Annotated in this window: 24 protein-coding genes and 1 tRNA gene; 3 read left to right on the top strand and 22 right to left on the bottom strand. The window is 56.1% G+C overall.

Features of this window, described 5'->3' with window-relative positions:
* Positions 1-9: 9 nt before the first annotated feature.
* Together VEI50_09235 and VEI50_09230 are read right to left on the bottom strand one after the other, a co-directional pair.
* Complete coding sequence (locus VEI50_09235; protein HXX75300.1) at positions 10-816, bottom strand: hypothetical protein; 807 nt, start codon at positions 814-816, stop codon at positions 10-12.
* A 72-nt stretch (positions 817-888) separates the two neighbouring features.
* Positions 889-1,455, bottom strand: a complete 567-nt coding sequence (locus VEI50_09230; GenBank protein ID HXX75299.1) for a mismatch-specific DNA-glycosylase — start codon at positions 1,453-1,455, stop codon at positions 889-891.
* 227 nt (positions 1,456-1,682) lie between these two features.
* Between VEI50_09230 and VEI50_09225 the strand changes: the two genes are divergently transcribed.
* Positions 1,683-1,865, top strand: coding sequence for a hypothetical protein (locus VEI50_09225; GenBank protein HXX75298.1), 183 nt, complete (start codon positions 1,683-1,685; stop codon positions 1,863-1,865).
* Positions 1,866-1,938: 73 nt separating this feature from the next.
* On the opposite strand, the gene VEI50_09220 is transcribed toward VEI50_09225, so the two are convergent.
* From VEI50_09220 to VEI50_09165, 12 genes are all read right to left on the bottom strand, one after another.
* Complete coding sequence (locus VEI50_09220) at positions 1,939-2,454, bottom strand: NUDIX hydrolase (GenBank protein HXX75297.1); 516 nt, start codon at positions 2,452-2,454, stop codon at positions 1,939-1,941.
* A 79-nt stretch (positions 2,455-2,533) separates the two neighbouring features.
* Positions 2,534-3,643 (bottom strand): glycine cleavage system aminomethyltransferase GcvT, encoded by a 1,110-nt coding sequence (gcvT, locus tag VEI50_09215; protein ID HXX75296.1) that lies wholly within the window; start codon positions 3,641-3,643, stop codon positions 2,534-2,536.
* 7 nt (positions 3,644-3,650) lie between these two features.
* A complete protein-coding gene (locus tag VEI50_09210; protein HXX75295.1) occupies positions 3,651-4,019 on the bottom strand; it encodes an FKBP-type peptidyl-prolyl cis-trans isomerase in 369 nt (122 codons plus the stop codon).
* Between the two features lie 91 nt (positions 4,020-4,110).
* Positions 4,111-5,319 carry an FIST N-terminal domain-containing protein gene (locus VEI50_09205; protein ID HXX75294.1) on the bottom strand — a complete coding sequence of 403 codons (1,209 nt, stop codon included), beginning with the start codon at positions 5,317-5,319 and terminating at the stop codon, positions 4,111-4,113.
* 28 nt (positions 5,320-5,347) lie between these two features.
* Positions 5,348-5,575 carry a hypothetical protein gene (locus VEI50_09200; protein ID HXX75293.1) on the bottom strand — a complete coding sequence of 76 codons (228 nt, stop codon included), beginning with the start codon at positions 5,573-5,575 and terminating at the stop codon, positions 5,348-5,350.
* A gap of 99 nt (positions 5,576-5,674) precedes the next feature.
* A complete protein-coding gene (locus VEI50_09195) occupies positions 5,675-6,919 on the bottom strand; it encodes a P1 family peptidase (protein ID HXX75292.1) in 1,245 nt (414 codons plus the stop codon).
* The gene (locus VEI50_09190) at positions 6,909-8,306 is read right to left on the bottom strand and encodes an MBL fold metallo-hydrolase (GenBank protein HXX75291.1); all 1,398 of its coding nucleotides are present in this window, start codon (positions 8,304-8,306) and stop codon (positions 6,909-6,911) included. The genes VEI50_09195 and VEI50_09190 overlap by 11 nt, the downstream gene beginning before the upstream one ends.
* On the bottom strand, positions 8,303-9,160 hold the full coding sequence (locus tag VEI50_09185) for a TIGR00730 family Rossman fold protein (protein HXX75290.1): 858 nt from the start codon (positions 9,158-9,160) through the stop codon (positions 8,303-8,305). Before VEI50_09185 ends, VEI50_09190 begins: the two co-directional genes overlap by 4 nt.
* A 72-nt stretch (positions 9,161-9,232) precedes the next feature.
* Positions 9,233-9,598, bottom strand: coding sequence for a hypothetical protein (locus tag VEI50_09180; GenBank protein HXX75289.1), 366 nt, complete (start codon positions 9,596-9,598; stop codon positions 9,233-9,235).
* A gap of 99 nt (positions 9,599-9,697) precedes the next feature.
* The gene (gene bamE / locus VEI50_09175; protein HXX75288.1) at positions 9,698-10,114 is read right to left on the bottom strand and encodes an outer membrane protein assembly factor BamE; all 417 of its coding nucleotides are present in this window, start codon (positions 10,112-10,114) and stop codon (positions 9,698-9,700) included.
* A complete protein-coding gene (locus VEI50_09170; protein HXX75287.1) occupies positions 10,111-10,620 on the bottom strand; it encodes a GNAT family N-acetyltransferase in 510 nt (169 codons plus the stop codon). The genes bamE and VEI50_09170 overlap by 4 nt, the downstream gene beginning before the upstream one ends.
* A gap of 5 nt (positions 10,621-10,625) precedes the next feature.
* The gene (locus VEI50_09165) at positions 10,626-11,243 is read right to left on the bottom strand and encodes a DUF502 domain-containing protein (GenBank protein HXX75286.1); all 618 of its coding nucleotides are present in this window, start codon (positions 11,241-11,243) and stop codon (positions 10,626-10,628) included.
* Between the two features lie 166 nt (positions 11,244-11,409).
* Here VEI50_09165 and VEI50_09160 point away from each other — a divergent pair, with 166 nt between their 5' ends.
* Entirely contained in the window at positions 11,410-11,706 is a 297-nt protein-coding gene (locus tag VEI50_09160) for a Trm112 family protein (protein ID HXX75285.1), read from the top strand.
* 497 nt (positions 11,707-12,203) lie between these two features.
* On the opposite strand, the gene VEI50_09155 is transcribed toward VEI50_09160, so the two are convergent.
* The 5 genes from VEI50_09155 to VEI50_09135 all read right to left on the bottom strand — a co-directional run bounded on the left by VEI50_09155 (position 12,204) and on the right by VEI50_09135 (position 18,406).
* Complete coding sequence (locus VEI50_09155; protein ID HXX75284.1) at positions 12,204-12,437, bottom strand: hypothetical protein; 234 nt, start codon at positions 12,435-12,437, stop codon at positions 12,204-12,206.
* A 66-nt stretch (positions 12,438-12,503) separates the two neighbouring features.
* A complete protein-coding gene (locus tag VEI50_09150) occupies positions 12,504-12,875 on the bottom strand; it encodes a hypothetical protein (protein HXX75283.1) in 372 nt (123 codons plus the stop codon).
* 75 nt (positions 12,876-12,950) lie between these two features.
* Positions 12,951-13,280 (bottom strand): hypothetical protein, encoded by a 330-nt coding sequence (locus tag VEI50_09145; GenBank protein HXX75282.1) that lies wholly within the window; start codon positions 13,278-13,280, stop codon positions 12,951-12,953.
* A 311-nt stretch (positions 13,281-13,591) separates the two neighbouring features.
* Positions 13,592-14,881, bottom strand: coding sequence for a 4Fe-4S dicluster domain-containing protein (locus VEI50_09140; GenBank protein HXX75281.1), 1,290 nt, complete (start codon positions 14,879-14,881; stop codon positions 13,592-13,594).
* An 87-nt stretch (positions 14,882-14,968) separates the two neighbouring features.
* Positions 14,969-18,406, bottom strand: a complete 3,438-nt coding sequence (locus tag VEI50_09135; GenBank protein ID HXX75280.1) for a molybdopterin-dependent oxidoreductase — start codon at positions 18,404-18,406, stop codon at positions 14,969-14,971.
* Positions 18,407-18,941: 535 nt separating this feature from the next.
* Between VEI50_09135 and VEI50_09130 the strand changes: the two genes are divergently transcribed.
* Positions 18,942-19,016: transfer RNA gene (locus VEI50_09130), tRNA-Gly, on the top strand.
* A gap of 192 nt (positions 19,017-19,208) precedes the next feature.
* On the opposite strand, the gene VEI50_09125 is transcribed toward VEI50_09130, so the two are convergent.
* Genes VEI50_09125 through VEI50_09115 form a run of 3 tightly spaced genes read right to left on the bottom strand, consistent with a single transcriptional unit; the run spans position 19,209 to position 23,466 of the window.
* Positions 19,209-21,377 carry a DUF3488 and transglutaminase-like domain-containing protein gene (locus tag VEI50_09125; GenBank protein HXX75279.1) on the bottom strand — a complete coding sequence of 723 codons (2,169 nt, stop codon included), beginning with the start codon at positions 21,375-21,377 and terminating at the stop codon, positions 19,209-19,211.
* Entirely contained in the window at positions 21,367-22,494 is a 1,128-nt protein-coding gene (locus VEI50_09120; GenBank protein HXX75278.1) for a DUF58 domain-containing protein, read from the bottom strand. The genes VEI50_09125 and VEI50_09120 overlap by 11 nt, the downstream gene beginning before the upstream one ends.
* Before the next feature lie 30 nt (positions 22,495-22,524).
* On the bottom strand, positions 22,525-23,466 hold the full coding sequence (locus VEI50_09115; protein HXX75277.1) for a MoxR family ATPase: 942 nt from the start codon (positions 23,464-23,466) through the stop codon (positions 22,525-22,527).
* Between the last annotated feature and the right edge of the window lie 28 nt (positions 23,467-23,494).

Raw genomic sequence — 23,494 nt, 5'->3', positions numbered from 1 at the left:
GGGGCGAGGCTATCGGGAAACAACGACGAGAGTGCTGTTCTCGATCCAGACCGAGGCGATTTGCGGCGGGAGTTTGAAGTTGTCACGATTCTGTGGTGAGTCGATGAGGTGTTGAACGACGTGATCCAGTGTGGAGCGAGGGATGGGCAATGATCCAAGTTTGCCCATGAGGGGTTTGAATCGAAGGACACCGTCTGTGGCTTCAAGCGTGCCGTCAAGTTGGAGCGAGATGTCCCTTCCATAGATGGTGAACAGAGCATAGGCCCGGAGCTGATGGTCGATCATATTAATTCGAAGATCCTTGAGCGCCGATTGCACTTCCTGGACGGTGGTTCCTTGGCCAGCTGGGAGGCTCGAGCCAGCTTCTCCTGGTTGGCTCGGCGAGGCGATGGCGAGGTTGTTTCGGAGCCAGTGGTTAAGTTCTGCTTCGTTCAGTGAGAGAGAATGGGGATGCCCTGATTCCATGGCTAGCTGTAAGCGGGCCATCTTCTCAGTAACGCGCTCGGCTGCCTCAGAATCAGTTTGAATCATGATCGGTGGCGCCTGCTTAAGAATCAGAAAGAGCATGGTGATGGTGATCGCGAGCAAGACCAAAGGAAGCAGTCGAACGAAGCGCCAACCAAGCCCTGGTCTGGCGGGGGTGGATTTAGGAGAACGTACGGGAAGCGCAGGCTCATTACCATGATCGTCTTGTGGTTTGTATTTCGCGAAGACGATCCCGCACCGCAGACATTCATCAGCCTGTGGTTGCTCCCAACCGCATTTCGGGCAGGTAAGAAGAGATTCGGTCGCCGGCTCTGATTGTACAATTTTCACGAGTTCCTACTATAGGCAATGATGGTCGGCGAGGCAAAGTATTCCGAAAAATCTTCAGGGGTCCCTGTCAGATTATTGATGAGGAGGAGAGTGCGAACGACGAACTCGTTCACGCGGAACCGCCTGGCGAAGAGCTTGAAAGGTCATCAACATGCGATGATAGGAATAGTGAGCGTTCCGTCCGCTTGGATTCGGGAGCAGAAATACCGGAACACCGGCAAACCGGGCAGTCTGAAGACCCAGCGACAGTCGGGAGAAGGGTGCTGTCTCAGTGGGGAAGACCATGCGAAAGATGGTCACGCCGAGCAGCGCAATGATTTTGGGTCTGAAGCGAGCCACTTTGCTTCGCAGTCGGACGAGGCCGGCCCGATATTCATGCGGTTTGAGGACATCGATGCCAGCACTACTGCGGCTAATGATATTTGTGAGGCCCAACCCCCAGTCAGGTAGACGCCAATCGTCCTTATAGGTGAGTTGGTCTGTGACCAGTCTCGATTCATAAAGCAGTTTCCAGAATCGATTGGAATGGCCGGCGAAGTGGTGACCTACGTGGGCGGATCGCAGCCCAGGATTGATCCCTACAAACAGAACGCTCAGACCCGGGCGAATGTAATCAGGGAGTTGTCGATGTGTGGCCATCTCCCAAGGCTCCAGCCAGGTCTGAGGCAGATTAGTATGCCGTCAGCCATTCCGCCACAGAAAATCGCAGGTAAAAGCCTCCGATTCCTCAGGAATGAAAATGTTTAAGCCGTTGATAAATAGCGAAATTTACACAAGCATGTGATTCGGCATTAAGCTTGCTGACCATCACCCCTAGTGCCGATCTACGGCATGAATTCCCCAAACTTTAAAGGAGGTGACAATTTATGAAGCGCATGTTGATGGCAATCATGGCAGTCGCAGTGGCAGTCGCGTTCAGCGCGCCTTCCTTCGCCGGTGAGGAGAAGAAGGACAAGGAGAAGAAGGATGAGAAGAAGGGCGGCCACGTCGTGATCTACGGCGAAGAAAAGAAGGATAAGGATAAGAAAAAGGACGAGAAAGGCAAGTAATCCCGTTTTTGGCGAGGCTAGCTGGCCTAAGGGGCCTCCCGGCAGGAACGGGAGGCTCCTTTGGCGCTTCTTCCTACCGATGACAACTCACAATATAGACCATCTGTAAACCTACAATCGTTTTCGCGTCGCGTATCGTCCCCCTTTTAATCATCGTCATTGCCTCGTACAACGGCATTTCAACGACCTCGAGCACTTCGTCCCGATCCAACTGTTGCCGACCCTTCATCAAGCCGGTGGCTTTGTAAATGTGAATGACTTCATCCGTAAACCCTGGAGCAGTAAAGATGCTGGAGAGCAATTCATAGGAACCGGCCCTGTAGCCGATTTCCTCTTCAAGTTCTCGAGCCGCGCAAGCCATAGGCTCTTCTCCTGGCGAAAGCTTCCCAGCCGGAATTTCGTAGATGAATCCTCCCGCCGCATGGCGAAACTGACGAATCAGCACGACAGTGCCATCCTCTTTGAGCGGGACGACCGCCGAGGCTCCGGGATGACGCACGATCTCCAAGTCAACCGTGACACCGTTTGGAAGCACGATCGTGTCGATATTCAACGTGACGATTTTACCTTTATAGATGTTCTTGATCATGATGAGCTGATGGCTAATGGCTTCTGGCGTATAGCACAAACAAAAAAATGCCGCTCTCTGATCTTGCCTGTGCCATACGCTATACGCTATTGGCTCTTGGCTTCTTATAGAACGGCCCCTTGACGACAACCGCCGGGGTTGCCTTCCCACGAATGTCGATCGTGAGTGAAGTACCCGGGATTGCGTACGATGGAGGAACATAGCCAACCCCAATACCCTTTTGAAGCAGCGGTGAGAAATTACCGCTGGTGACTTCCCCAATGATCCGTGCTGATACTGCATCAAGAATCTTGAACCCGTGCCTCGGCACGGCCCTTTCGACAAGCTCGAAGGCCATGAAACGACGAGCCACGCCGGTCTGTTTTTGTATGAGCAACGCCTGATTGCCGATGAAATCGCCTTTCTGGAAGCTGACGGTCCATTCGACGTTGGCCTCAAGCGGCGTCGTCTCTTCGTTGATATCGTTTCCGTAAAGGAGGTAGCCCATTTCCAGCCTGAGCAGGTCTCTCGCGCCGAGACCAGCCGGCTTGAGGCCCCACGCCGACCCTTTCTGCATGAGAAGGTCCCATAGACGACCGACCTTATCCGTGTCGATGTAAATTTCGTAACCCAGTTCTCCGGTGTAGCCGGTCCGCGCGAGGAGGCATGGAAAGCCACCAAGATTCGAGTGACAGACCTGATGAAGTTTAAGCGCGGTGAGGGCTGTGCCGCCGAGACTGGCGAGCAACTCTCGAGACTGAGGGCCTTGAATGGCGATCTGAGACAACCGCATCGAACGATCTTCAAGAATCACCGCCTGTGGTGCCGCCAGGTGGCTTTTCAGCCAGGAAAGAATCTTTTCACGGTTCGAGGCATTGACGCATAAGAGGAAGTCTTCCGACGCAATCCGATAAATAAAAATGTCGTCTTTGATCCCGCCTTGCTCGTTGCAGACTGTGGAATACTGGGCATGAGATACAGCGAGTTTCCTGACGTCGTTGGTTGTCACTCGCTGGAGGAATGCCAGTGTGTCGGCACCGGAGAGCCAAAACCGGCCCATATGGCTGACGTCAAACAGGCCGACCTTCGTTCGGACGGTCTGGTATTCGTCCACGACGCCGCTGTATTGAATCGGCATCTCCCAGCCGGCGAAATCAACGAGCTTGGCGCCGGCGGATTGATGTTGCGCGATGAGTGGCGTCCGCTGCATGGCATTATCACACGCCGAGGAGTTCGACATCGAAGATCAGGATCGCATGGGGAGGAATGACGCCGCCGGCCCCGCTGGCACCATATCCGAGATTGGCAGGAATCGTCAGCTTCCGCTTGCCACCCACTTTCATGCCCTGCACTCCTTCGTCCCATCCTTTGATGACCTGCCCGACTCCGAGGCGAAAGGAGAATGGCTGGCCTCGGTCGATGGAACTGTCGAACTTGTTCCCGTTCTCTAGCCAGCCTGTGTAATGGACGGTCGCTGTCTTTCCCGCGACGGCGACTTCACCGTGACCGACAACCTCATCCACATACGTGAGGCCGGATGCGGTAGTGATTTGATTTCTGCCAGTATTATTCTCAGTTCCCTTCATCTTTCCTCCTGTTTCCATGATGGGCAGTAGGCCACATCCTGATGCTTCTTCCGGACGATCTACTGAATGAATTCGGTAGGGGGCGATACGTTCACAAGTCCGGCTCTGCAAAAAGCGCCACACTGGCTGTATAGCCATGGAGGAAGTTTCGTCCTCCAACCGGACCAATTTCTCCTTGGGCAAAGAATCCTGCCACGGGGATGTTTCCAAATCGTTCGTGAATCGCGCTGCTGTCGTGATGCGGGTAGCCAAACAGCCCTTGTCCACGTCCACAGCAGCTGAAGAGTAACGCGCTCAAAGTAGGAGCACGGTGTACCGTACGGTCCTTGGCGAGTAGGACCTGCAAATCCTCGCTCGCGGATATGCCGTCGCGAAGTTGAAACTGAACGGTCTGGCCTTCTTCAACGACATCGCCGATGGCGATCGCGCCGGACTGCTGGTCCGCGCCGATCAAGTTCCGAACCAGAAAGTCTCCTCGTTCAAACCGATTTCGGTGCTCATCGATAACGATACCGAGGTGGAGAGCGAGGTGTGCGTCTCGCCGGTGGGTACCCTCTAGCGATTCGAAGATGTCCTGGAGCCGTTGGAGCGCGGGTTTTCCACCCAGCTCATAAACCAAATTCCGCTCCGCTTTGGTGACGACAAATCGATCGCCGATCGGACGACATCCTTGTGAGATCACCGTTCGGACCGAGACGGGTCCATCCAGTCGTACGCCGACAAGTCCTCCGTCGAAGACTTCATGGTCGAGCAACAACCGGTTTGCACCAGCATCGTGGCCTCCTCCAGCCAGACCACCGATGGCTTTCGCCCCTGGATACCGATCCGCCATCACCGACAGTACATCTCGCATCGGTGTCGTAAAGGGATCAGCGACCAGGATAAAGGTGGATTCGGCTACGGTGGATTCAGGCCAGCCGCTTATTTGGATCTGATCTCGCACGTCGGAAAAAGACAGCCGGAGGGGGGTCACGTGCACTTGAGGGAGGTGTGCGACCCAGAGCGTGATCGCCGGTGCTGTTTCCAGTTCTTCAGATCCACTGATCACCCCTTCGCCTGAACAACCGACACAGACCGCTGGCTGTAGCGCCTCTTGCAGCATTGCTGAGATGACGGAAGCGTGTGCAGCATGGTGGGCGGAGAAGAACGCGAACGCGAGATTCACTGGGTTCTCACCGATCTGCCGACGGACGGTATCCGCTACATCACGAGCCGCCGCTTCCGTATCGGTGCTTCGAGAGAGCGCCGACGCAAATTGGAGTGTGCTGCTGTGGGTAGCGCGGGAAGAAGGGGTGATCATCGTACAGGGTATAGGTGTCGTCGTGCGGTCAGACGCCAGGGTCCATGCGTTCCGCTCGGTCCTTGGCGAGCTTCTTGTAGTATCGCCACATGTAGGAATAGTAATCGTCGAGTTGTGCCAGCAGATAGTGCAGTTCGGTCGGATCTTGGGATTCGAGCGCACGGACCATCCGCGTTTTCAAGAATTCACCGAAGGCATCGGTTTTTTCCACTGCGGTCAGGAGCCGGAGCCCACCGCCTATTTGGTATTCGTTCATGACATTCCTCGACCGACTTCGTGAGCAGGATAGCGAGGGGATGCAGTGAAATGCAAGAGAGCGATGTTTCGCTGGATATACAGGCGTACAGTCAGTTGACTATCGCGTCTGGTGGCTGGTGATCAAGGCCCGGAGCCGATCCAAAGAAATTGCCTCGGCACGGTTCCCATCGCGTCCGATTACCGATGTGGCCATAGTCAATGCATCGAGGATCGCTTCCTCGGTTGCTTCGACGGTCGCGGCGATCAGAGGATTGAGGTGGGTATCCGCGAGATGAGTGGCTGTGTAGGTCGACTGTTTAGGATAGTGCGGAATGACATTGCCAGTCGAGAAGGCCAGGATGAAGTCACCACTGCCGTGTCGTGCCGTCGAGCCAGTTCGTGCAAGTCCGAGCGCCGCGCGTTTAGCGAGGCGCGCCAGCTGCCGGCTGTCGAGTGGGGCATCGGTGGCGATGACCACGATGATCGAGCCTTCACTGGCTCCTGCGGTCCTTCCATCAGAAACTTCGCTGGCGCGTACCGAGGCACTATCATAGAGCTGGCCCACGGGAATGTTGCCCATGATAAGTTCTGGCCTCCGCCCGTGATTGGCGTTGACCAACACCCCGAGGGTATACCCTCCGTCTTTTTCCGGAAGACTTCGGGAAGCTGTGCCAATCCCGCCCTTAAATCCATAGGATACCATTCCGGTCCCGGCGCCGACTGTGCCCTCTGGAACGGGTCCAGACAAGGCTCCATCGAGGGCGTTTGCCACATCTGCTTCCGAGACGTGACGTCCCTGGATGTCATTCAGCCGTCCGTCGTCGCATTCAGCCACGACGGGCGTCAGCGTATCATCGGTGATACCGATCTCCGGATACTGCCGAATCATCCAGCTCATGATGCCATTGGCGACGCGCGGCACGTTCAAGGTGTTGGTCAACGCCACGGGGTATTCGAGAAACCCGGATTCGGTCACCCATGAGAGACCAGTCATCTCCCCGGTCCCGTTCAAGACAAACGACCCCGCCGGCACTTTCTTATGCCAGACGTCGTCGCGAGGAATGATGACCGTCACACCGGTTCGAACGGGACCATCACCGGGCTTAAGCGGCCCATCTCCTTTGATCAGCGTTGTATGGCCGACCTTCACGCCGGCGACGTCGGTAATAGCATTGAACGGACCAGGCTGATACTGGCCCACAATGAGACCAAGGTCACGGGCGTGCACGCGTTGCTCTGAGGCGGCTTCGGATGCGACTTCCGCTCTCGCCGTCGCAGCGCAACCGGCACAGAGGGTTGCCAGGAGGACAAGCTCCCAGTTGCGAGGGCACGGCGACCGTCTTATGAAATCATTACAGTTCATGGATAGAATCTTGTTGCGGGACCACAACGTCCATGCCGGCATATTCACTCTGGAGCGCGGCTGCTAGGGACAGAGCCTGTTTCTCTTCACCGTGGACGACAAACACTTTGTCGGGAGATGGAATCACCGATCGGACATAGTCCAACAGTTCATTCCGATCCGCGTGAGCAGAAAAGCCGTTAAAGCGTACCACCCTTGCGCGCCGTGGTGTCGGCACCCCGAAAATCGGGACGACGTCCCATCCTTCAACTAATCGGCGACCAAGTGTGTGTTCGGCTTGAAAGCCGACGATCGCGATGACATTGACTTCGTCTTGTATCGCATGTTTGAGGTGGTGGAGAACGCGGCCGCCTTCGCACATCCCCGAGGCAGCAATAATTACACAGGGGCCTTTTGCGGTGTTCAGGCGTTTGCTGTCGTCGATGGAGGAGATATAGTGGATGTACCGTGCAGCAAAAGGATCATCGTCTGCAGAAAAGGTCTTTGTCGTTTCCTCGTCGTAACACTCAGGGTGCCGGCGGAAGATCTCGGTGGCTTTCGAAGCTAACGGCGAATCGATGTAGATCGGTAACGGATCGATCCGTCTTTCAGAAACCAAATCTTTGATCCGCATGACCACTTCCTGGGTCCGCCCGACGGCAAAGGCCGGCACAATGATCTTCCCGCCTGTTTTTTTGATGTAGGTGACGATCTCCTCCGCCTTTGCCATCATGTCCTCGCGGCTCTCTTCATGCAATCGGTCTCCATAGGTCGATTCAATAATCAGAATATCGCAAGCAGGAGGCGGTGCCGGATCGCGCAAGATCGGCATCGACTTGCGGCCCAGGTCACCGGTGAACAGGATCGTTGTCGTGTTCCCGCGATGCGAATATTTGAGCCGCACCGCGGCCGAGCCCAGAATATGGCCGGCATCGTGAAAGGAGGCCGTAATGCGCGGAGCGATCTTGACCGTATCACCATAGCGAGCGCCGCGGAACTGTCGCACGATCTTGCGCACATCGTCCTTGTCGTAGAACGGTTGAATGCACTGTCTGCCTCGTCGGCGTTCCTGCTTGTTTACATAGGCACAATCATGCTCCTGAATGTGAGCTGAATCTTCCAGCATGACGGTGGTGAGATCGCCGGTAGCAGGGGTCATATGGACCTTACCAGAGAACCCATATTTGGCCAAGATCGGCAGAGCGCCGGAATGGTCGATATGGGCATGAGACAACAGCACGGCTCCAATGGATTTGGGATCGAAACCAAGGCGACGATTCTGGCGCTCTGCTTCTTGGCGGCGCCCTTGAAACATCCCGCAGTCCATCAGCACGTTGCAACCTGGGATTGCGACAAGATGGCGGCTCCCCGTGACCGACCGCGCAGCGCCGTGAAATGAGAGGTTCATCCTATTGGCGTCACGTTATTATGAGCGGCGATGATTTGCCACGTTTCCGCGGCGGTTTCTGCATAGTGGAAAAGATTGAGATCTTCTGGACTAATCAGGCCGTCCTCGACCAGCATTGGCCAATTGATAAGCCGCTCCCAGAAATCCCGACCGACGAGGACCACGCTCACGCCGGTCACCTTCCCGGTTTGAAGGAGTGTCAGAGCATCGAAGAGTTCATCGAAGGTGCCGAATCCGCCCGGGAACGCAACAAGGGCTTTGGCTCGAAGCAGGAAATGCATCTTCCTGATCGCGAAGTAGCGAAATTGAAAACATAGCTCCGGTGTGATGTAAGGGTTCGGCTGTTGCTCGTGCGGCAGGGTGATGTTCAGGCCGATGGACTTCGCCCCCGCGTCGGCCGCGCCGCGATTCGCCGCTTCCATAATTCCAGGACCGCCGCCCGTTACGACGACAAAGTCGCAGCGGCCATCGACTTGGCAAGTGCTCGACACCAGTCGGCCAAACTCACGTGCCTCGTCGTAATACCGGGAGAGGGCGACGCGCCGGGTTGCCACCGCGACGGCTCGACGGTGTGCTGGATCGCCGGGATGCTTCGACAGTTCTGCTTCAGCTTCGATCAAAGCCTGTCGAGCCTTAACTGGTTCGGTCATTCTCGAGCTTCCAAACACGACGACCGTCGATCGAATGCCCTCTCTGCGTTGGATCAAGTCTGGTTTGAGAAATTCCAAACCAAGACGAACTGAACGGAGTTCGTCCTGTTGGAGAAATTCGGTGTCGTGGTCGGCAGGAATGTAGGAAGGAGATCGCGTCAGGGAATCTTCAAAGGAAGTGTCGTCGGGAGGAGGTCGCATCATGCGCAGGATTATAAACGGACGCAGAGCAACCGGCAATTCTCACTATAAGCAGTCGGCGTCCCGAGCCAAGGCTTAGTCCTGAAACGGCCAGAGCCGGAACTCAGACAACTGTGAATGAAACGCAAAGCCATGGTCCTGAACGATCCAATGGTCGTTGTAGGTAATCTGGAACAGATCGGCGCCCGACCCTCCTCCCCCAAGAACGAGGTCCGGCGAATAAAACGGGGAGAGGAAGCGAAGCCCCCATCCGAAATCGACTCGGAAGTATTTCCCGTCGGTAAATTGATACCGGGCCACAACCCCACCGTTGGATGAGAGCATCTGATTGGGTGCACCCAGTTGTTCGACGACCTCCGACAGACTCGTTTTCCCGTTCACCACAAAACTCACATCCTCCTCGGAAAGGGGCTGGTTGAGCGTGACTCGCTGCCATGCCACCGGACCTCGCAGACATCCGGAAAGCATGAACAGCCAGGCAATGATCCAGAAACAAGTCTGCGTCCTTCGTATCATTAGACCGTTGGCAAGATGAGGTGGTTAGTCGAAAGGCCAGAATTGGAACTCAAGAGGAGGTTTTTTCTTTCCCGCCACGACGTCCTCTACGACGCCGGCGCTATTGAAAATGACGAAGATATCATCGCTCTTGATGTTAGTCCGCGAGAAGATAATGACATATCCTGATTTCACATCGTAGTGATAATAGTGAAAGATGTCGCGGCCGTTGGCTTCGACAATTCGATCAGGAGCACCCAGTATGGCTGCGACCTCGGCCCTGGTGCTCACACCTTTTTTGATCGTTGATATATCCCCCTGGTTCAAATCTTCGCCATAATTGCCGCGGACGAATGCACATCCGCTTTCCAGCACAAACATAAAGACAACCCACGTCGTCATGGCGAATACTGAGTGTTTCACGTAAGAACTCCCACCGTTTTTATGAAAGGTCGGGTTCATCGGCGCTCCTTTGATGGTTTAGGAGGAAGGACAAAATCGGATTCGTAGATCTGATAGGCCGACCGGATGAGCCCGAGTCGCTCATAGGTGGCGTGAGCGATGGGATTGTCTTTGTCGACGTAGAGTCTCACGCCGCAGACATCGACTCGCGCTCTGGCTTCTTGCATCACGGTCTGGTGCATTCGCGTGAATATACCTCGGCGGCGCCACTTCGGATCGACGTAGACGCTTTGAATCCACCAAAAAGCTGCATTGCGCCAGTCGCTCCACTCATACGTGATCATCAATTGCCCGGCAAGTTGGACTTGACCACGGTGCGTCACCTCAGCGACCATGAAGCGGCCATGTGCGGGCGATTCGAGGATAGCGATCGTCCCTTCCCGCAATCTCACCCTATCGAGATGGCGGCCTTCAGTTTCCAATGCCATCGCCGTACTGAACGCTACAATCGTTGGTACGTCATCCGGGCGTGCTAGTCTGACGGTCAGGTCTTCAAGCAGGGACATGGTGTCTACGGAGGGGTTTCTGGAGACCTGAGCCACCCATGCTGTGGCTTATAGAGCCCAGCAGAAAATTCCATCTTCATGGCTTCTTCTGGTGGCAAACCGATCGGCCTGAGCTGCTCTTGTGGGACGAAGGCCAAATAGCCAGTAAAGGGATGGATGGCTGTGGGCACAAACACCATCAGGAGATTCGTCGTCGGCACGATCTGCAGGGTGCTTGGAGCGGTCCCCATCACGAATCCCAAGGCCCAGACACCATCCCGGGGAAAGGGAAACGCTACGACTGTGCTGCGGCCAAAGCGCGAACGAAAATTAAAGAGGTCAGTCATACCCTTGATCGTCACGTAGATACTACGTACGAGCGGAATTTTTTCGATCCGTCGCTCTGTTTGTGTGATGATCTGTCGTCCAACTACGTGCGTGGCGATGATGCCTGTGAACAATACCAGGAGGACAAGGACCAAAAATCCCATGCCTGGAACATTGAGGGGAGTGTTTGAACCGCTCACGTCGATGAGGAGTTGGTCGAGAGTCTGAAATAGCGTGGAGAGGATCAAAAATGTGGCCCCGGCAGGGACCAGTAATAGCAGCCCGCCGAAGAAGGAGCGCCACAGGGTTTTTGCCATAGCCTGAATCCGTCCGCCAGACCTTTGCTTAAGGGAGCTTAGTGTAGCAGAAATCGAACAGAGAAATGGAGTGTGATGAAGAGGCGTCCGCTTGATCTTGCGAGTACCCCTAGTCTATTCTAAGCATGGAGCGCGGATCAGCAGGATTTCCTCAGGAGCGTGTTCCATGCCGGATAACAGCGGATCCAGTCGAACTGTCAATCTCGACAAGGATCTCCTCGCGATTCTTTGTTGTCCGGAAACCAAGCAAACCGTTCAGCTTGCTGAAGAGACTCTCATTGGAAAGCTGAACGAGGCAGTCAAGCAGGGCAGGTTAAAGAATAAGGCTCAGAAGCCGGTTACCGAATCCCTCGATGGCGGTTTGATCCGAGCCGACCGGAGGATCCTCTACCCGATCCGCGAAGACATTCCGGTCATGCTCATTGAAGAGGGTATCCCTCTTGATCAGGTCCTGTCGCAGTAACGTGTCCGCTGTCCCTCCGTGAGTCCTTCACAGAACCGCTCGATACTCGGTGGCTCTTCAACGTGCAGGGCTGAATCAATTGTTGCGTTCCGATCGAGCAGGCGACCTAGCCGGTGTCGCACGATGGATCATTGCCGGCTAGGGTCGAAGCACCGGACTGCCCCCCTGTTCCTCATCCGTTTTTGACCCAGTCGACGATCCGCAGTTTTGGCACAGATATTCATAGAGGTTTCCGGTCGGCAACACGAGGAGGAGTCGCTCTCGGGTTGGCGTCGCAATACGGCAGTGAGGGCAATAGAGCAACGAGGCGTTGAGAGACCGAAACTGTTCAGCCTCGCCGTGTGCGCTGCGTGAGTTGGCTGCTCGAGGATGAGAAGGCTGGCTGGGAGGCCATGTTGGCTTTCCGGGTCTACGAGGAATTTCAGGCATGACCGAATTCTACGAAGATACCATTTAAGTGGTCAATGGTTGATAGAGAGCCCGCTCACCTGGCTTGGTCACCAGGACGTGCCTGGATCGTTCTTGGTGATGTCCTTGGGACTTGGTTTGAGAGCTTTCCAGATTGCACGCCCAGCCTGTACAAGACCATATAAGCCGAGCCCACTCAAGAGACCGTAGAATCCGGCTGTGCTCCACGGCCAATACCCTGGAGCATGGAGAATGACACCCAGCGCAATATGGCCTCCAACTCCGAGGCAGAGGGCGAATATGATCCACTCGCGTATCATCATTCGACCGGCCACGAGCCGCAACGCTCAGCACGGACCTAGGCTAGGACTGGAAGAAGAGGGTTGAAGTTATATTGCAGGAGTTTTGGCTGATTCTATTTCGGTCGCGGTGATCAGGCTGGAGAGGTAATCAGCGACAAAATTCAGCGCTTCCTCTCGACCGTCTGCCCGCCGGCCCTTCTCACGCCGCTGGACCGATAATTCGTGATCCAGATCAGACTTCACTTCCGTGAGAACCCGTTGAAGAGAGGATGGTGTCAAGTTCGCATCCATGTCTTCGAGTTCCTGGCAGCGGTCGAGTACCCAATTCAATCCCTCGATCCGACCCGCATAGTGTTCCTGCTCCGCGGTATCGATCCGGGCCATCGTCGTGGCAAATGTCTGCGCTTCATACACGAGGTTGTAAAAGCTAGTCACGGCTCGCTGTAAAGTTGGATTCATGACACTCCTTTGCAAGGTGATCAATCACCTAATTATACATGAGAATGCTCGCCCAACAAGGAAAATTTTCTAGGGTTATGTGAAGAGAAGGGAGTGAAATTCGTTCATAAAGCCATAATACAGCGGGGCAAAGTCCTTCAGGCTATCCGGACTGGTTTCCTTGAGACGTTTGAAAAAAAACACCTGCGCCCGGGGATCGAGCTGTTCCAAAAGATGACTCAGCTGAGCCATCGTATAACTTCCTGATGGAACGCTGAGAATGTAATGAACAAGACGCTCTACGAATTGCTGCGCGACGTATTCACTTGTGAGATAGCCGTCCGGCAGTTTACCTGAAGCAAGGAATTCGTCGAAAGGAATGGCTTGTGCTGCAAATGGAAGCGACGGCTGCTGACGGGAGGTCACGCTGAGGAGTCCCCACGGCTCGTGATTGATGAATAGCTTCTGCGGCCACTGTACTGGACCCCCTAAGGCTCGTCAAGTGTGCAAAGGGAGCAGTAAAGGCTGAGCCAAAAGACTGGAAGAAAGCAGAAAAAGCGGAGCCACACCGAGCGTGCTCGCCATAGAACAACCCCCGCTGCGCTCGGTCTGTGTGCCGTCTTCGTGTGGAGGCAGGCGGAGCCGCCCCCGAGGGTCCTGTGACCGCCCCTCTACACAGAAGGGGCAGGGCCCCTTGCGGAACCCTGCCCCTCTGTGAAGCAACAACTAGCTAACTGTTACAGCCAGTTGACGCGCTCGGCCGGCCGCACATAGATCGGCTCTTCGACCTGGATGCGGGCCACTTCCTTGCCCGACTTGTTGAAGCCCAGCACGGTGTCGTTGTACATCTCGAAGCGCTTGCCGTGAATCTGGGTCTCAAACACCTTCGGGCCCGGAATGACGTCGTACCGGAAGATGATCTGCTGGCTGGCGCGCCAGAGCTGCAGCACCGCCAACAGTTCCCGGCTGGGCACGAGATACTTCTCGATGGCACTATCGACCCCGGGGCCAAACATCTGCCGGGCATAGCCGCGCGGGCTGTGCCGGGGCGGAATGTAATAGCCGTTGGGCTCGGTGCCCCACTGCGGATACAGCGGGAGCGCCACCTGCTCCACGCGAATCGCGTAGTACAGGGGATGCCACCGATCTTCGGCCCACAACCCATCCTCGCCGATGCGCACCAGGCTCTGCATGCGGATCTTGCCCACGCAGGCCGCCATACAGCGCGTTTCCATCGGCTCGCCCCCCGTCAGGGGGTCCTTGCCTTCAATGCGCGGATAGCACGCGATGCACTTCTCGCTCACACGCGTCGTGCCCCGGTACATCGGCTTCTTGAAGGGGCACTGTTCCACGCACTTCTTGTACCCCCGGCAGCGGTTCTGGTCGATCAACACGATGCCGTCCTCCGGCCGCTTATAGATCGCCTTGCGGGGGCAGGCGGCCAGGCAGCCCGGGTACGTGCAGTGGTTGCAGATCCGCTGGAGGTAGAAGAAGAACGTCTCATGCTCCGGCAGACTGCTGCCGGAGAGCCGCCACGGCTCGTCTTTGCTGAAGCCCGACTTGTCGATCCCTTCGACGAGGGCCCGCATCGAGGTCGCCGTGTCTTCATAGATATTGACGAACCGCCATTCCTGGTCCGTCGGGATGTAACCGATCGCCGCCTGGCCGATCTTGGCCCCCGCGTCGAAGATGGTCATCCCCTCGAACACCCCATAGGGCGCATGGTGCTTGCGGCCCACCCGCACATTCCACACCTGGCCCCCCGGGTTCACCTGCTCGATGAGCTGGGTGATCTTCACGTCGTAGAACTGCGGATACCCCCCGTAGGGCTTGGTCTCCACGTTGTTCCACCACATGTATTCCTGGCCCTTCGAAAACAGCCAGGTCGACTTGTCCGCCATCGAACAGGTCTGACAGGCCAAACACCGATTGATGTTGAACACAAAGGCAAACTGCCACTTCGGATGCCGCTCCTCATACGGATACAGCATCTTCCGTCCCAGTTGCCAGTTATAGACTTCTGGCATTGTGTCTCCTCCTTCTGGTCACGATCAGATGGTGATGGGTCTTCTCATTAGTTGGCACATCTCGGTCAAACTGCATGACGTGTGGCCTTACACCTTGATCTTGATGTGTTCGCCTTTGAGCCACTTGATCATGAACTCGTTCTCCTGCCCGGGGGTGAAGCCGGTCCGGACCGGTTCCCACGGCCCCCGCGCCCCGATGCCGCCGTCTTCCGCCTTGCTGATGCGGATCAAGCATTCCTTCGGGGTCGTATTGACCGCATGGTGATCGATGGCATAACCCCACTTGAACTTCCAGGCAATCGCGTGTTTGCCCGGGAGCGAGTCGGTCTGGTGCATCGGCATCAACCAGCTCCGCGTAAAGGACTGCTGCGCCCCATACCGGAAGTTCGATTGATAGCCCGTATCGACCGCGATCGCCCGGCCATCCGGCCTGGTCTCGTGGCCTTTCACCGACTTCGCCGTCGACACGTACGGGGCATGTTTCGCCATCGTCACGTGGTACGGATAGGCCGGGTTGTACTTACAACGGATCATCAGGCGCGACACCTTGTAGAACGGGTCCGAGGGTTTCCAGCCGCGGTACGGCCGGTCCACCGGGTTGCCGTCCACATAACAATAGTCGCCGTCGTTGATCCCGCGGTCTTTCGCCGCCTGGGGGTTGATGTGCAACTGGTGCTCGCCGACGCCCGGCGTCCGTTTGTCCATGCGGTACGGATCGCCGAAGTTCGACTCGTAGATCTGCACCCAGTCGTTCACCGACCACTGGCTGTGCACCCGGTGCCGGGTCTTCGGGGTGACGCAGTAGAACTGGTACCCCTTCTCCCACAACGGATTCGCATTCCGCTTGATGTCTGCCCATGGCAGCTTGATGTTCCGGACATGCTTGTCGTCGTGGTGCTGGGCCGTGATCGGAATCCCGTAGTCATCCGGTCGCACGAAGGGGTTCGTCGACATGATGGCGTTCGGGAGGTAGGGCGTACACTCCGGGCCTTCCCGATGGACGACAAAGTTTTCGCCGTACTCGATGGCTTCCGGCTCGACGCGATAGGTTTCGATGCGTCCGCACCGGGTCCATTGCGGCTTGCTCTCGTTCGTCTCTTCCCAGAGCGGATGTCGCGGATAGGTGCGACCCATGCACATCCAGCCCTTCTCCGACTTCAGCATCACGTCGGCACTGTAGCCGTAGCACGTGGCGCTGGCATCGAGCGCGCGCTGGACGTACACATCCACCCGGTTCATGTACACGAAGTGGAACACCTGCCGGATCCGAACATCGCCGGTCATCTCCGTGAGCTTGACCGCGACGCCGGCAAAGGTATCGGCATCGTTCCGTGTGTCGTACAACGGCCGAATCCCGCCCTTCCAGATCTGAATCCACGGATTGGACACCGTGCCCGTCATTTCCGGATAGGTGAATTCCATCCAGCTGTTGCACGCAAACGCCACGTCCGCATGGTTCACGTCCGAGGTCATCTCGATGTCTTGCGTGACGATCATCTCGATGTTCGGATCGACGTTCTTCACCATGTCGTAGTGGTGCTTGGAGTTGTTCAGAATGTTCACGTTGGTGACCCACCGGACCTTGCTCGGGCTCGGCATGTGGGTCTTGCCCGTGAATACTTTGCGGCCGTACTTCGGCGTGTTGACGATGAGGGCCGTGTCCCCATGGTTCCAGTAGCCCACTTCCTCGCCGTAGTAGTAGCTCTTGGTCTTGATCTCCTTGCCATGCGCATTCGGATCGAGGGTCTGGTTGAAGGGATCCTCCCCCGTGTGCACGGCCAACCCGGCACCGGACCAGGGCGTGGCATTCCAGATGCCCGCCTTGTAGTTGCCCGACCAGGTATGGCAACCCGTCCCAAACTTTCCGATGTTGCCGGTGAGGGTCGAGATCAAGGCCGCGGCGCGTCCCATTTCCGTCATGTGGAAATAGTGACAGACGCCTTCGCCATTGTGCATGGCCGCCGGCTTGATCGTCCCGGAGTCACGGGCATACCGAACCACCAGATCTTTCGGAGACCGGGAGATCTGGATGACGGTGTCCAGGTCGTAATCCTGGAGATGTACCAAGTACATCTGATAGATCGACATCACGTCCACTTCGCGTCCATTCAGCAACTTAACGCGGTAGGTGCCCGTGAGGCCCGGATCAATTCCGCTATTCTGGAAGTGCCAGCCCACCTGCTCACGATGGAGCGGGACGGCCTGTTTCTTGTTCAGGTCCCAGACCATCATCCCGCCGAGCCGCTCGATCTGCTCCGGCTTCAGCGACTGCACCCGCCCTGAGTAGGTCTTCGAGAAGTCCGGGAACTTGTAGTCGGCGATCACATCCCGGGGATCCAGATACTGGAGGGTATCCGTCCGGACTAGCAGCGGCATGTCCGTGTACCCCTTGATGTAATCGATATCCTGCATATTCTCGTCGATCATGATCTTGCAGACGCCGAGGAAGTTCGCCGCGTCCGTCTCCGGCCGTACTGGAATCCAGTAGTCGGCGCGGTAGGCGGTCGGGTTATATTCCGGCGTGATCACGACGATGCGGGCGCCGCGCTCGATGGACTCGAGCTTCCAGTGCGCTTCCGGCATCTTGTTCTCGACGAAGTTCTTCCCCCAGCTGGTGTTCAGCTTGGAGAAGCGCATGTCGGAAAGATCGACGTCGCAATTCTGTGTCCCGTTCCACCAGGGGTGTGACGGGTCCTGGTCCCCGTGCCAGGTATAGTTGGAATAGTATTTCCCACCCTGGGCCTTGTCCGCATCGACCTTTCGAATCCACGAGTCCAGCAGCGGCAGCACGCCACCATTGAACCGCGTGTTCATCATCTTGCCGATGATGCCGAGGACCGGCATGCCGGCGCGATGCTTGAAGCAGCGGACCCCCGCGCCCTTCATCATCTCGATCATTTCCGGCGCATAGCCCTGCTCCCGGAGCCGTCGGGCACCCGCCTCGCCGCTGTAGCGCGTGGCGATGGTAATGCACCCTTTGGCCACATAGGTGAAGGCCGTGTCCCAGGACGCGCGGACCATGTCGTCCAGGAAGCGGCTGTCAAACTTGTACTTCCGCTTCACATCCGGCGTGAGCTCCGGCGCCCCCGCATCCATCCACTCCTTCCAGCCCTTACGCATCAACGGCCCCTTCAACCGATACGGGCCGTACACCCGCCGATGGAAGGTGAACCCCTTCAGGCACATGCGCGGGTTATGGGCAAAGGTCCCGCGGTTGCCGTAGAGGTCTTCATAGGTCTGGTGGTCATAGTTCTGCTCCACCCGCATCACGACGCCGTTCCGGACAAAGGCCCGGACGCGGCACCCGTGCGTGTCGTTGGGCGAACAACACCACGTAAACGACGAATCGTACCGATACTGGTCATGGTAGACGCGCTCCCACGACCGATCGGGGTAGTCCCCCAAGGGGTTCCCGACCTCGATCACCGGCTGCAGCGCGGTCAACGCGAGCGCCTTATCGGCTAAGGCCGCCACCGCCACCGTCCCCGCTGTCGCCTTCAAAAACTGCCGACGTGATAAAAACATGAGTGACACCTCCTAATGTTGAGGGCTTCAGTCAGCCCACCTCTTCTTCACGGAGACACAACAAAAACCCTGACCACCTCCCTTCGTTGAAAAGCTGTCCAGGCGTCAACCGCATGAGGCCTGACTGACGTCGACTAAGCAAAGATTTCACAGCCACTACAGTTGTTGTTTCTGGACATCATGGGCTGCATACTTTCGCAATAATCGAACCATAAAGGTCCTCTAGATCGGGGATGGGATTATAATCGTAAGCAGTTGATATCAATGTCAATTGTTCTTAAATCCTTGCTTCCGTTGAGATGTGATCTGAGCAGTGCTGTGAGTAGTTGGTGTATCGCGGATATGCTGGAATGACGTGCGCTTCTCAATAATACTTTTAATTTCATATACATACGAAAAGTATCGTCGCGTTACTATTTCGTAGCATGTGGGCAATCTGTAACGCTGAAAAATAGCGAAAAATTCAGTCTCGTTGGCTTGCTTGACAGCCCCTCCCTTGCTCAGTAGAATCCCGTCCCTCTCCGTAAAAATGTGAGCGGGAATAGCTCAGTGGTAGAGCATCGCCTTGCCAAGGCGAGGGTCGCGGGTTCAAATCCCGTTTCCCGCTCCAGCCCATGTCACCTTCCTAACCCCTGTTGCTGTAATTCTGACCAACGGCGAGAGTTTCGTGTTCCTTAAGCCTCGAATAACCGATGGAAATCAGGAACCGAGGTGGTAAGAGGAAACGAATTTTCTCCCGTTGGGTCGAGCTGGTGCAGTGCGCGAAGGGAACACGCGGTGGGGCAGAGCTGGAAAGAGATCGTTAACTCGTTCGTAGAATCCGACGGAAAGAATTAGCGTATTCTGTCGCTTGTGCGAATTCTTGTTGCGTGAGCAAATGACGGCCGAACCGCACACGGCAATACAGTTCAATGAATCCCGCCGCCGACGGTCCTGCAGTAACACACCGATGATGAACCTGCTGCACAAACTCTTTCGGAGTGGTGGAAACGGATCGTGTGATGCCCTCTCGTTCTGCAACTCTTCTCATTTGGACATACAGCCCCACGATGGCTCGGTGATGACGCGCACCGCCGTTCTGAGCGGCTGCTTTCCACTGCGTTTTCCTCCAGATCAATGTTGCGAGGACTACAAGACCAAAAAGAGCTGAGCCGCCTAAGAACCATAAGGCCCCTTGCTGAGACGCTCGCGCGTTGGGTGTAAGTGTAGCAACTAGATGAGTCAAAGGGGACAAGAAGCTGGAGAACATGGTGCTGATGTGATCGCGAAGGATATCGCTGCTTTGTCGGATTCCATAGACCAACGTCAGTTGATCTGCCGCGCTGTACCGAACGAATAGTCGATCCCAGTACAATCGAAACGACTCGCCCAGCCTTCGCAGAATCTCTCCCCGAGATCCGGCCATAGAGGTGCCAACCGTTGGCGTGGGATCCATGGTAATCCAGCCTGAACGAGGAAAAAACACTTCCACCCAGGCATGAGCATCTTGTTGACGGACCGTGTAGTATCCACCGTACTCGTTCCATTCCGTTGCGAGAAATCCCGTTACCAATCGCGCCGGGATGCCTACGGATCTGAGGAGGATCACCATGGCAGTCGCATAGTGCTCACAATATCCAGTTTTTCGGACGAAGAGGAAATCCTCGACGGGATGTTCGATGGTGGACGTCTCGACGTCCAGACTGTATCGATAGTTTTGGGTAAGATGTTCCTGAATTGCGAGCGCCTTTTCGTACGGGCCTGTGGCTTTGCGCACAATGTCTTGCGCTAATTCGCCCACCTGGTCTGAAATCTTTGGCACTTGAAGATAGTGGCGGCGAATGGCTTCCGGATAATCCAGCACAGGAGCCGATTGTTCATCCGGCGTCATCTGACGCGGTTGCGAGGTGACGGAATATCGGATGCGTGACGTCGATGGAAACGGCAAGTGAAGTCCGCCCATGGTATCGGCTTGAACAGCAGGAAATTCTCCACTAATTGACTCGGCAATTGGTGCGGCAAACAAGACGGAGGTGTCGAGCGCTTCCAGGAGAATGTCCTGTCGCAATGGTAGTGACGAATGCCCATATGACCGGATCCCTCCTGACCGGACGACAAATGTCCCTTCCGTCGACATAGCCAGCGAACGGCGATACACGGGATTCGAGTTCCATGCGCGGCCGTCATAATAATTGTACGCAGTGCCCCGGAGGTAGAGAGCTTCGTGTCGATCCGTCGCCTGATCCGGCAGCTCCACACGCATCACGATGCTCGGATCTTGCTTGATCGAGCCGATCGTGCCCAAATCGACTCGATCAGAGAATCCTGTCGCGCGAAGCCCTGCGTTCTGGGATTTTTGCACCCATCCCGTGCCGACGCGGGGCATGATAAAGAAGATGAGGAGCGTCATACCGAACGTGGTCAGGGCAATACCATTTGTGAGCCAGAAAAATCTGCTGGTTATTCGATGGCTGAGAGCGACAGCGCTCCTAGATGTATCAGCCTGACGAGCATTATCGGTGAGGTGGTGGAGCAAGAGCGTCCAGACGGCGGCCAGGAGATAGAGCAGAAAGATCGGGACGTACCAGACATCGGTCGTCAAGGCGGCGGAAGCTAAAATGGCCATCAGACTGATGGCATACAGATGACGAAAGTCGCGCCGCTCGCGGAGTGAGGCCAGCTTGATGGTGAGGAGAATCACCAGAAAGTGGATGCCGGCCGGGAGGAGTTCCCGCGAGATGAGGAAGAGGTCCAGGATAAAACCGATGAACGCCGCGATTAGAACGAGATTCCAGATCACCGATCGCACCATAGTCCCTGCCGCTATGATTCGATGTGCCATCACGCCCGCAGTCTGCAGCAGCGTGAGGCTCAAGATGATGCCTGTCAGGACGGCTAGCCACAGCGGGACCGCGTGCGCCAATACCAGACCAGTAAAGGCCGAGGCAGCCAGCAGCAGGGAGCTGAATCGGAAGGTTTGGTCAATGGCCATGGGTGAGCTCTTCTAGCTGCGTTTCATCGAGCAGTCGATCTGCGTCTGCCCATGCCGCAGATGCTGTGGGGTCGGACCACGGGATGACAGCCAGTAGATACCCGTCTTGGCCGTCATGACAATAACACGGTGTCTCCTTGTCATTCGGGTTCCGGCGTTGACATAAAGCCAGCAAACGCAGGATCGTTCCGAAGTGCGCAGTGCCTGCTCCAAAGCCGGAGTCCGCTGTCCCGACCACCAGTCGAACGAAGTACGATCGTTGAGACAGTTCCCATAGAAGTGATGCGACCAAGATGACGGCTCGTTCAAACAACGCGTCATTCTGGCGAGGCGCCGTGGTCGATAATGCAACTGTGAGGCGCCGCTGGTCATCGGTTTCGGTCTCACGGACGATCAGCTGAGAAGTGCGGGCTGTGGACATCCAATGAATGGTCCGGGAGTCATCCCCTGGCTGGTAGAGACGAAGGTTATGAAGTTCCGTTCCATGGCCGTGCCGCGGGAACGAGTGTCCCTGGCCTTGCGAAACCAGTTCGTCCACGAATCGGACAGCCATCGGTTTGATCTGAGGCCCGACGAGAAGCTGCGACGGCATACGAAACAGCGCCCGCTTGAGAAAGAGACCGAACGGAAACAAGGTCTGAACTCGAAGGCCGTCGAGCTTGAGCCAGCCTCGTTTGGCAGCCACGAGCGAATATGAGAGCAGGACTGCTTGCCGAGCAGGGAGGTGACGAATCCACATGCCGCGATCGATATCAATGCCGTCGACAATATCAAGCAGATGGAGAGAAAAACTGGGAATGTGACCATTGCGATTGGTCACCGAGAGAGTAACCGTCGTCGGGTCTTGGGCAGTGATCAGATCGGGAAAATGTCGACGAAACTCCAGGCGTCGAAGACTGTATTCGGACAGGAGCCCAGAAATCACGATGAGGCTCAACATCATCGCCAGCAGCAAGTAGAAGAGATTATTGCCGGTATTGATGGCGGCAATCCCGATTCCAAGGGTGAAGAGGAGGAAGCGAGTCCCTTCTGATGTAAGGCGAATCGAGCGACGAACAGACAGCCGGTTCAGGAGCCAGCGAAGGAACGAGGCTAAGTGGTCCACCAATATCTTCATGGTGGGTGTTCCATTCAGGATTCGTGGTGTTTATACGGGAACGGGAACCGTGTCCACGATATCCGACACGATCTGTTCAGCCTGTTCAAAATTCTGCGCCCGCATGCTGTGGGTTCGATTCACCATGATGCGATGGGAGAGAACAGCGGGGGCCAACTCTTTCATGTCCTCTGGGAGACAATAGTCTCGGCCACGAACGAGTGCTAAGGCTTTGGCGCTCGTGCTGAGCGCTACCGCGCCTCTTGTGCTGACACCCAATGCGAGGAATTCACTCTGACGGGTGGCGTGCACAATGGCAAGTAGGTAGTCCATCAGGCTCTCTTCGATGTGAACTTGTTCGACGCGCGCCTGAAGTTCGAGGACATCTGAAACTGCCGCCACAGGCTGTAAATGTTCCGCCGGGTGGAGCGAATGGGGACGGTCGAGCACCTTGCGTTCCTCTTCTGCCGCGGGGTAGCCGATACGCAGACGCATCAGGAATCGATCGAGTTGAGATTCCGGTAAGGGAAACGTTCCATGGAATTCAGCCGGGTTTTGTGTCGCGATGACCATGAACGGTTGGCGCAAGGGATAGGTCTGGTTGTCGACGGAAATTTGCGCTTCACTCATCGCCTCTAAGAGGCTGCTCTGCGTCTTCGGCGTCGTTCGATTGATCTCATCCGCCAAGACGACATTTGCGAAGATGGGGCCAGGCATGAATTCGAACCCCTGTTTTTGCCGATTGAAGATCGATACACCTACGATATCCGACGGCAGGAGGTCGCTGGTGAACTGAATGCGTTTGAAGGAGCAGTCGAGTGAACGGGCCAGACTGTGTGCGAGCGTGGTCTTGCCGACGCCGGGAACATCCTCCAGGAGCAGATGACCTCGCGCCAGAAGGCAGACTACCGCCATTTCAATGACGTGCGGTTTTCCCTTGATGACGCACGCGATATTATCCTGGATGGCTCGGATCCTATGCCCCGATGTCATGGTGAGTTTAGGGGTTGGGGTGGTTTAG

Source organism: Nitrospiraceae bacterium (genome assembly GCA_035623075.1).
Taxonomy (GTDB): domain Bacteria; phylum Nitrospirota; class Nitrospiria; order Nitrospirales; family Nitrospiraceae; genus DASPUC01.
The sequence above is the reverse complement of the archived record's forward strand: the minus strand, read 5'-3'. Positions and strand labels throughout refer to the sequence as shown.

What these genes read in the sequence shown, in the direction of transcription:
- VEI50_09135 (HXX75280.1), bottom strand. Translation starts at nt 18,406, where the DNA reads ATGTTTTTATCACGTCGGCAGTTTTTGAAGGCGACAGCGGGGACGGTG.
- gcvT (HXX75296.1), bottom strand. Translation starts at nt 3,643, where the DNA reads ATGCAGCGGACGCCACTCATCGCGCAACATCAATCCGCCGGCGCCAAG.
- VEI50_09170 (HXX75287.1), bottom strand. Translation starts at nt 10,620, where the DNA reads ATGTCCCTGCTTGAAGACCTGACCGTCAGACTAGCACGCCCGGATGAC.
- VEI50_09205 (HXX75294.1), bottom strand. Translation starts at nt 5,319, where the DNA reads ATGATCACCCCTTCTTCCCGCGCTACCCACAGCAGCACACTCCAATTT.
- bamE (HXX75288.1), bottom strand. Translation starts at nt 10,114, where the DNA reads ATGAACCCGACCTTTCATAAAAACGGTGGGAGTTCTTACGTGAAACAC.
- VEI50_09200 (HXX75293.1), bottom strand. Translation starts at nt 5,575, where the DNA reads ATGAACGAATACCAAATAGGCGGTGGGCTCCGGCTCCTGACCGCAGTG.
- VEI50_09185 (HXX75290.1), bottom strand. Translation starts at nt 9,160, where the DNA reads ATGATGCGACCTCCTCCCGACGACACTTCCTTTGAAGATTCCCTGACG.
- VEI50_09210 (HXX75295.1), bottom strand. Translation starts at nt 4,019, where the DNA reads ATGAAGGGAACTGAGAATAATACTGGCAGAAATCAAATCACTACCGCA.
- VEI50_09155 (HXX75284.1), bottom strand. Translation starts at nt 12,437, where the DNA reads ATGATGATACGCGAGTGGATCATATTCGCCCTCTGCCTCGGAGTTGGA.
- VEI50_09190 (HXX75291.1), bottom strand. Translation starts at nt 8,306, where the DNA reads ATGAACCTCTCATTTCACGGCGCTGCGCGGTCGGTCACGGGGAGCCGC.
- VEI50_09195 (HXX75292.1), bottom strand. Translation starts at nt 6,919, where the DNA reads ATGAACTGTAATGATTTCATAAGACGGTCGCCGTGCCCTCGCAACTGG.
- VEI50_09150 (HXX75283.1), bottom strand. Translation starts at nt 12,875, where the DNA reads ATGAATCCAACTTTACAGCGAGCCGTGACTAGCTTTTACAACCTCGTG.
- VEI50_09225 (HXX75298.1), top strand. Translation starts at nt 1,683, where the DNA reads ATGAAGCGCATGTTGATGGCAATCATGGCAGTCGCAGTGGCAGTCGCG.
- VEI50_09165 (HXX75286.1), bottom strand. Translation starts at nt 11,243, where the DNA reads ATGGCAAAAACCCTGTGGCGCTCCTTCTTCGGCGGGCTGCTATTACTG.
- VEI50_09230 (HXX75299.1), bottom strand. Translation starts at nt 1,455, where the DNA reads ATGGCCACACATCGACAACTCCCTGATTACATTCGCCCGGGTCTGAGC.
- VEI50_09160 (HXX75285.1), top strand. Translation starts at nt 11,410, where the DNA reads ATGCCGGATAACAGCGGATCCAGTCGAACTGTCAATCTCGACAAGGAT.
- VEI50_09125 (HXX75279.1), bottom strand. Translation starts at nt 21,377, where the DNA reads ATGGCCATTGACCAAACCTTCCGATTCAGCTCCCTGCTGCTGGCTGCC.
- VEI50_09220 (HXX75297.1), bottom strand. Translation starts at nt 2,454, where the DNA reads ATGATCAAGAACATCTATAAAGGTAAAATCGTCACGTTGAATATCGAC.
- VEI50_09140 (HXX75281.1), bottom strand. Translation starts at nt 14,881, where the DNA reads ATGCCAGAAGTCTATAACTGGCAACTGGGACGGAAGATGCTGTATCCG.
- VEI50_09115 (HXX75277.1), bottom strand. Translation starts at nt 23,466, where the DNA reads ATGACATCGGGGCATAGGATCCGAGCCATCCAGGATAATATCGCGTGC.
- VEI50_09120 (HXX75278.1), bottom strand. Translation starts at nt 22,494, where the DNA reads ATGAAGATATTGGTGGACCACTTAGCCTCGTTCCTTCGCTGGCTCCTG.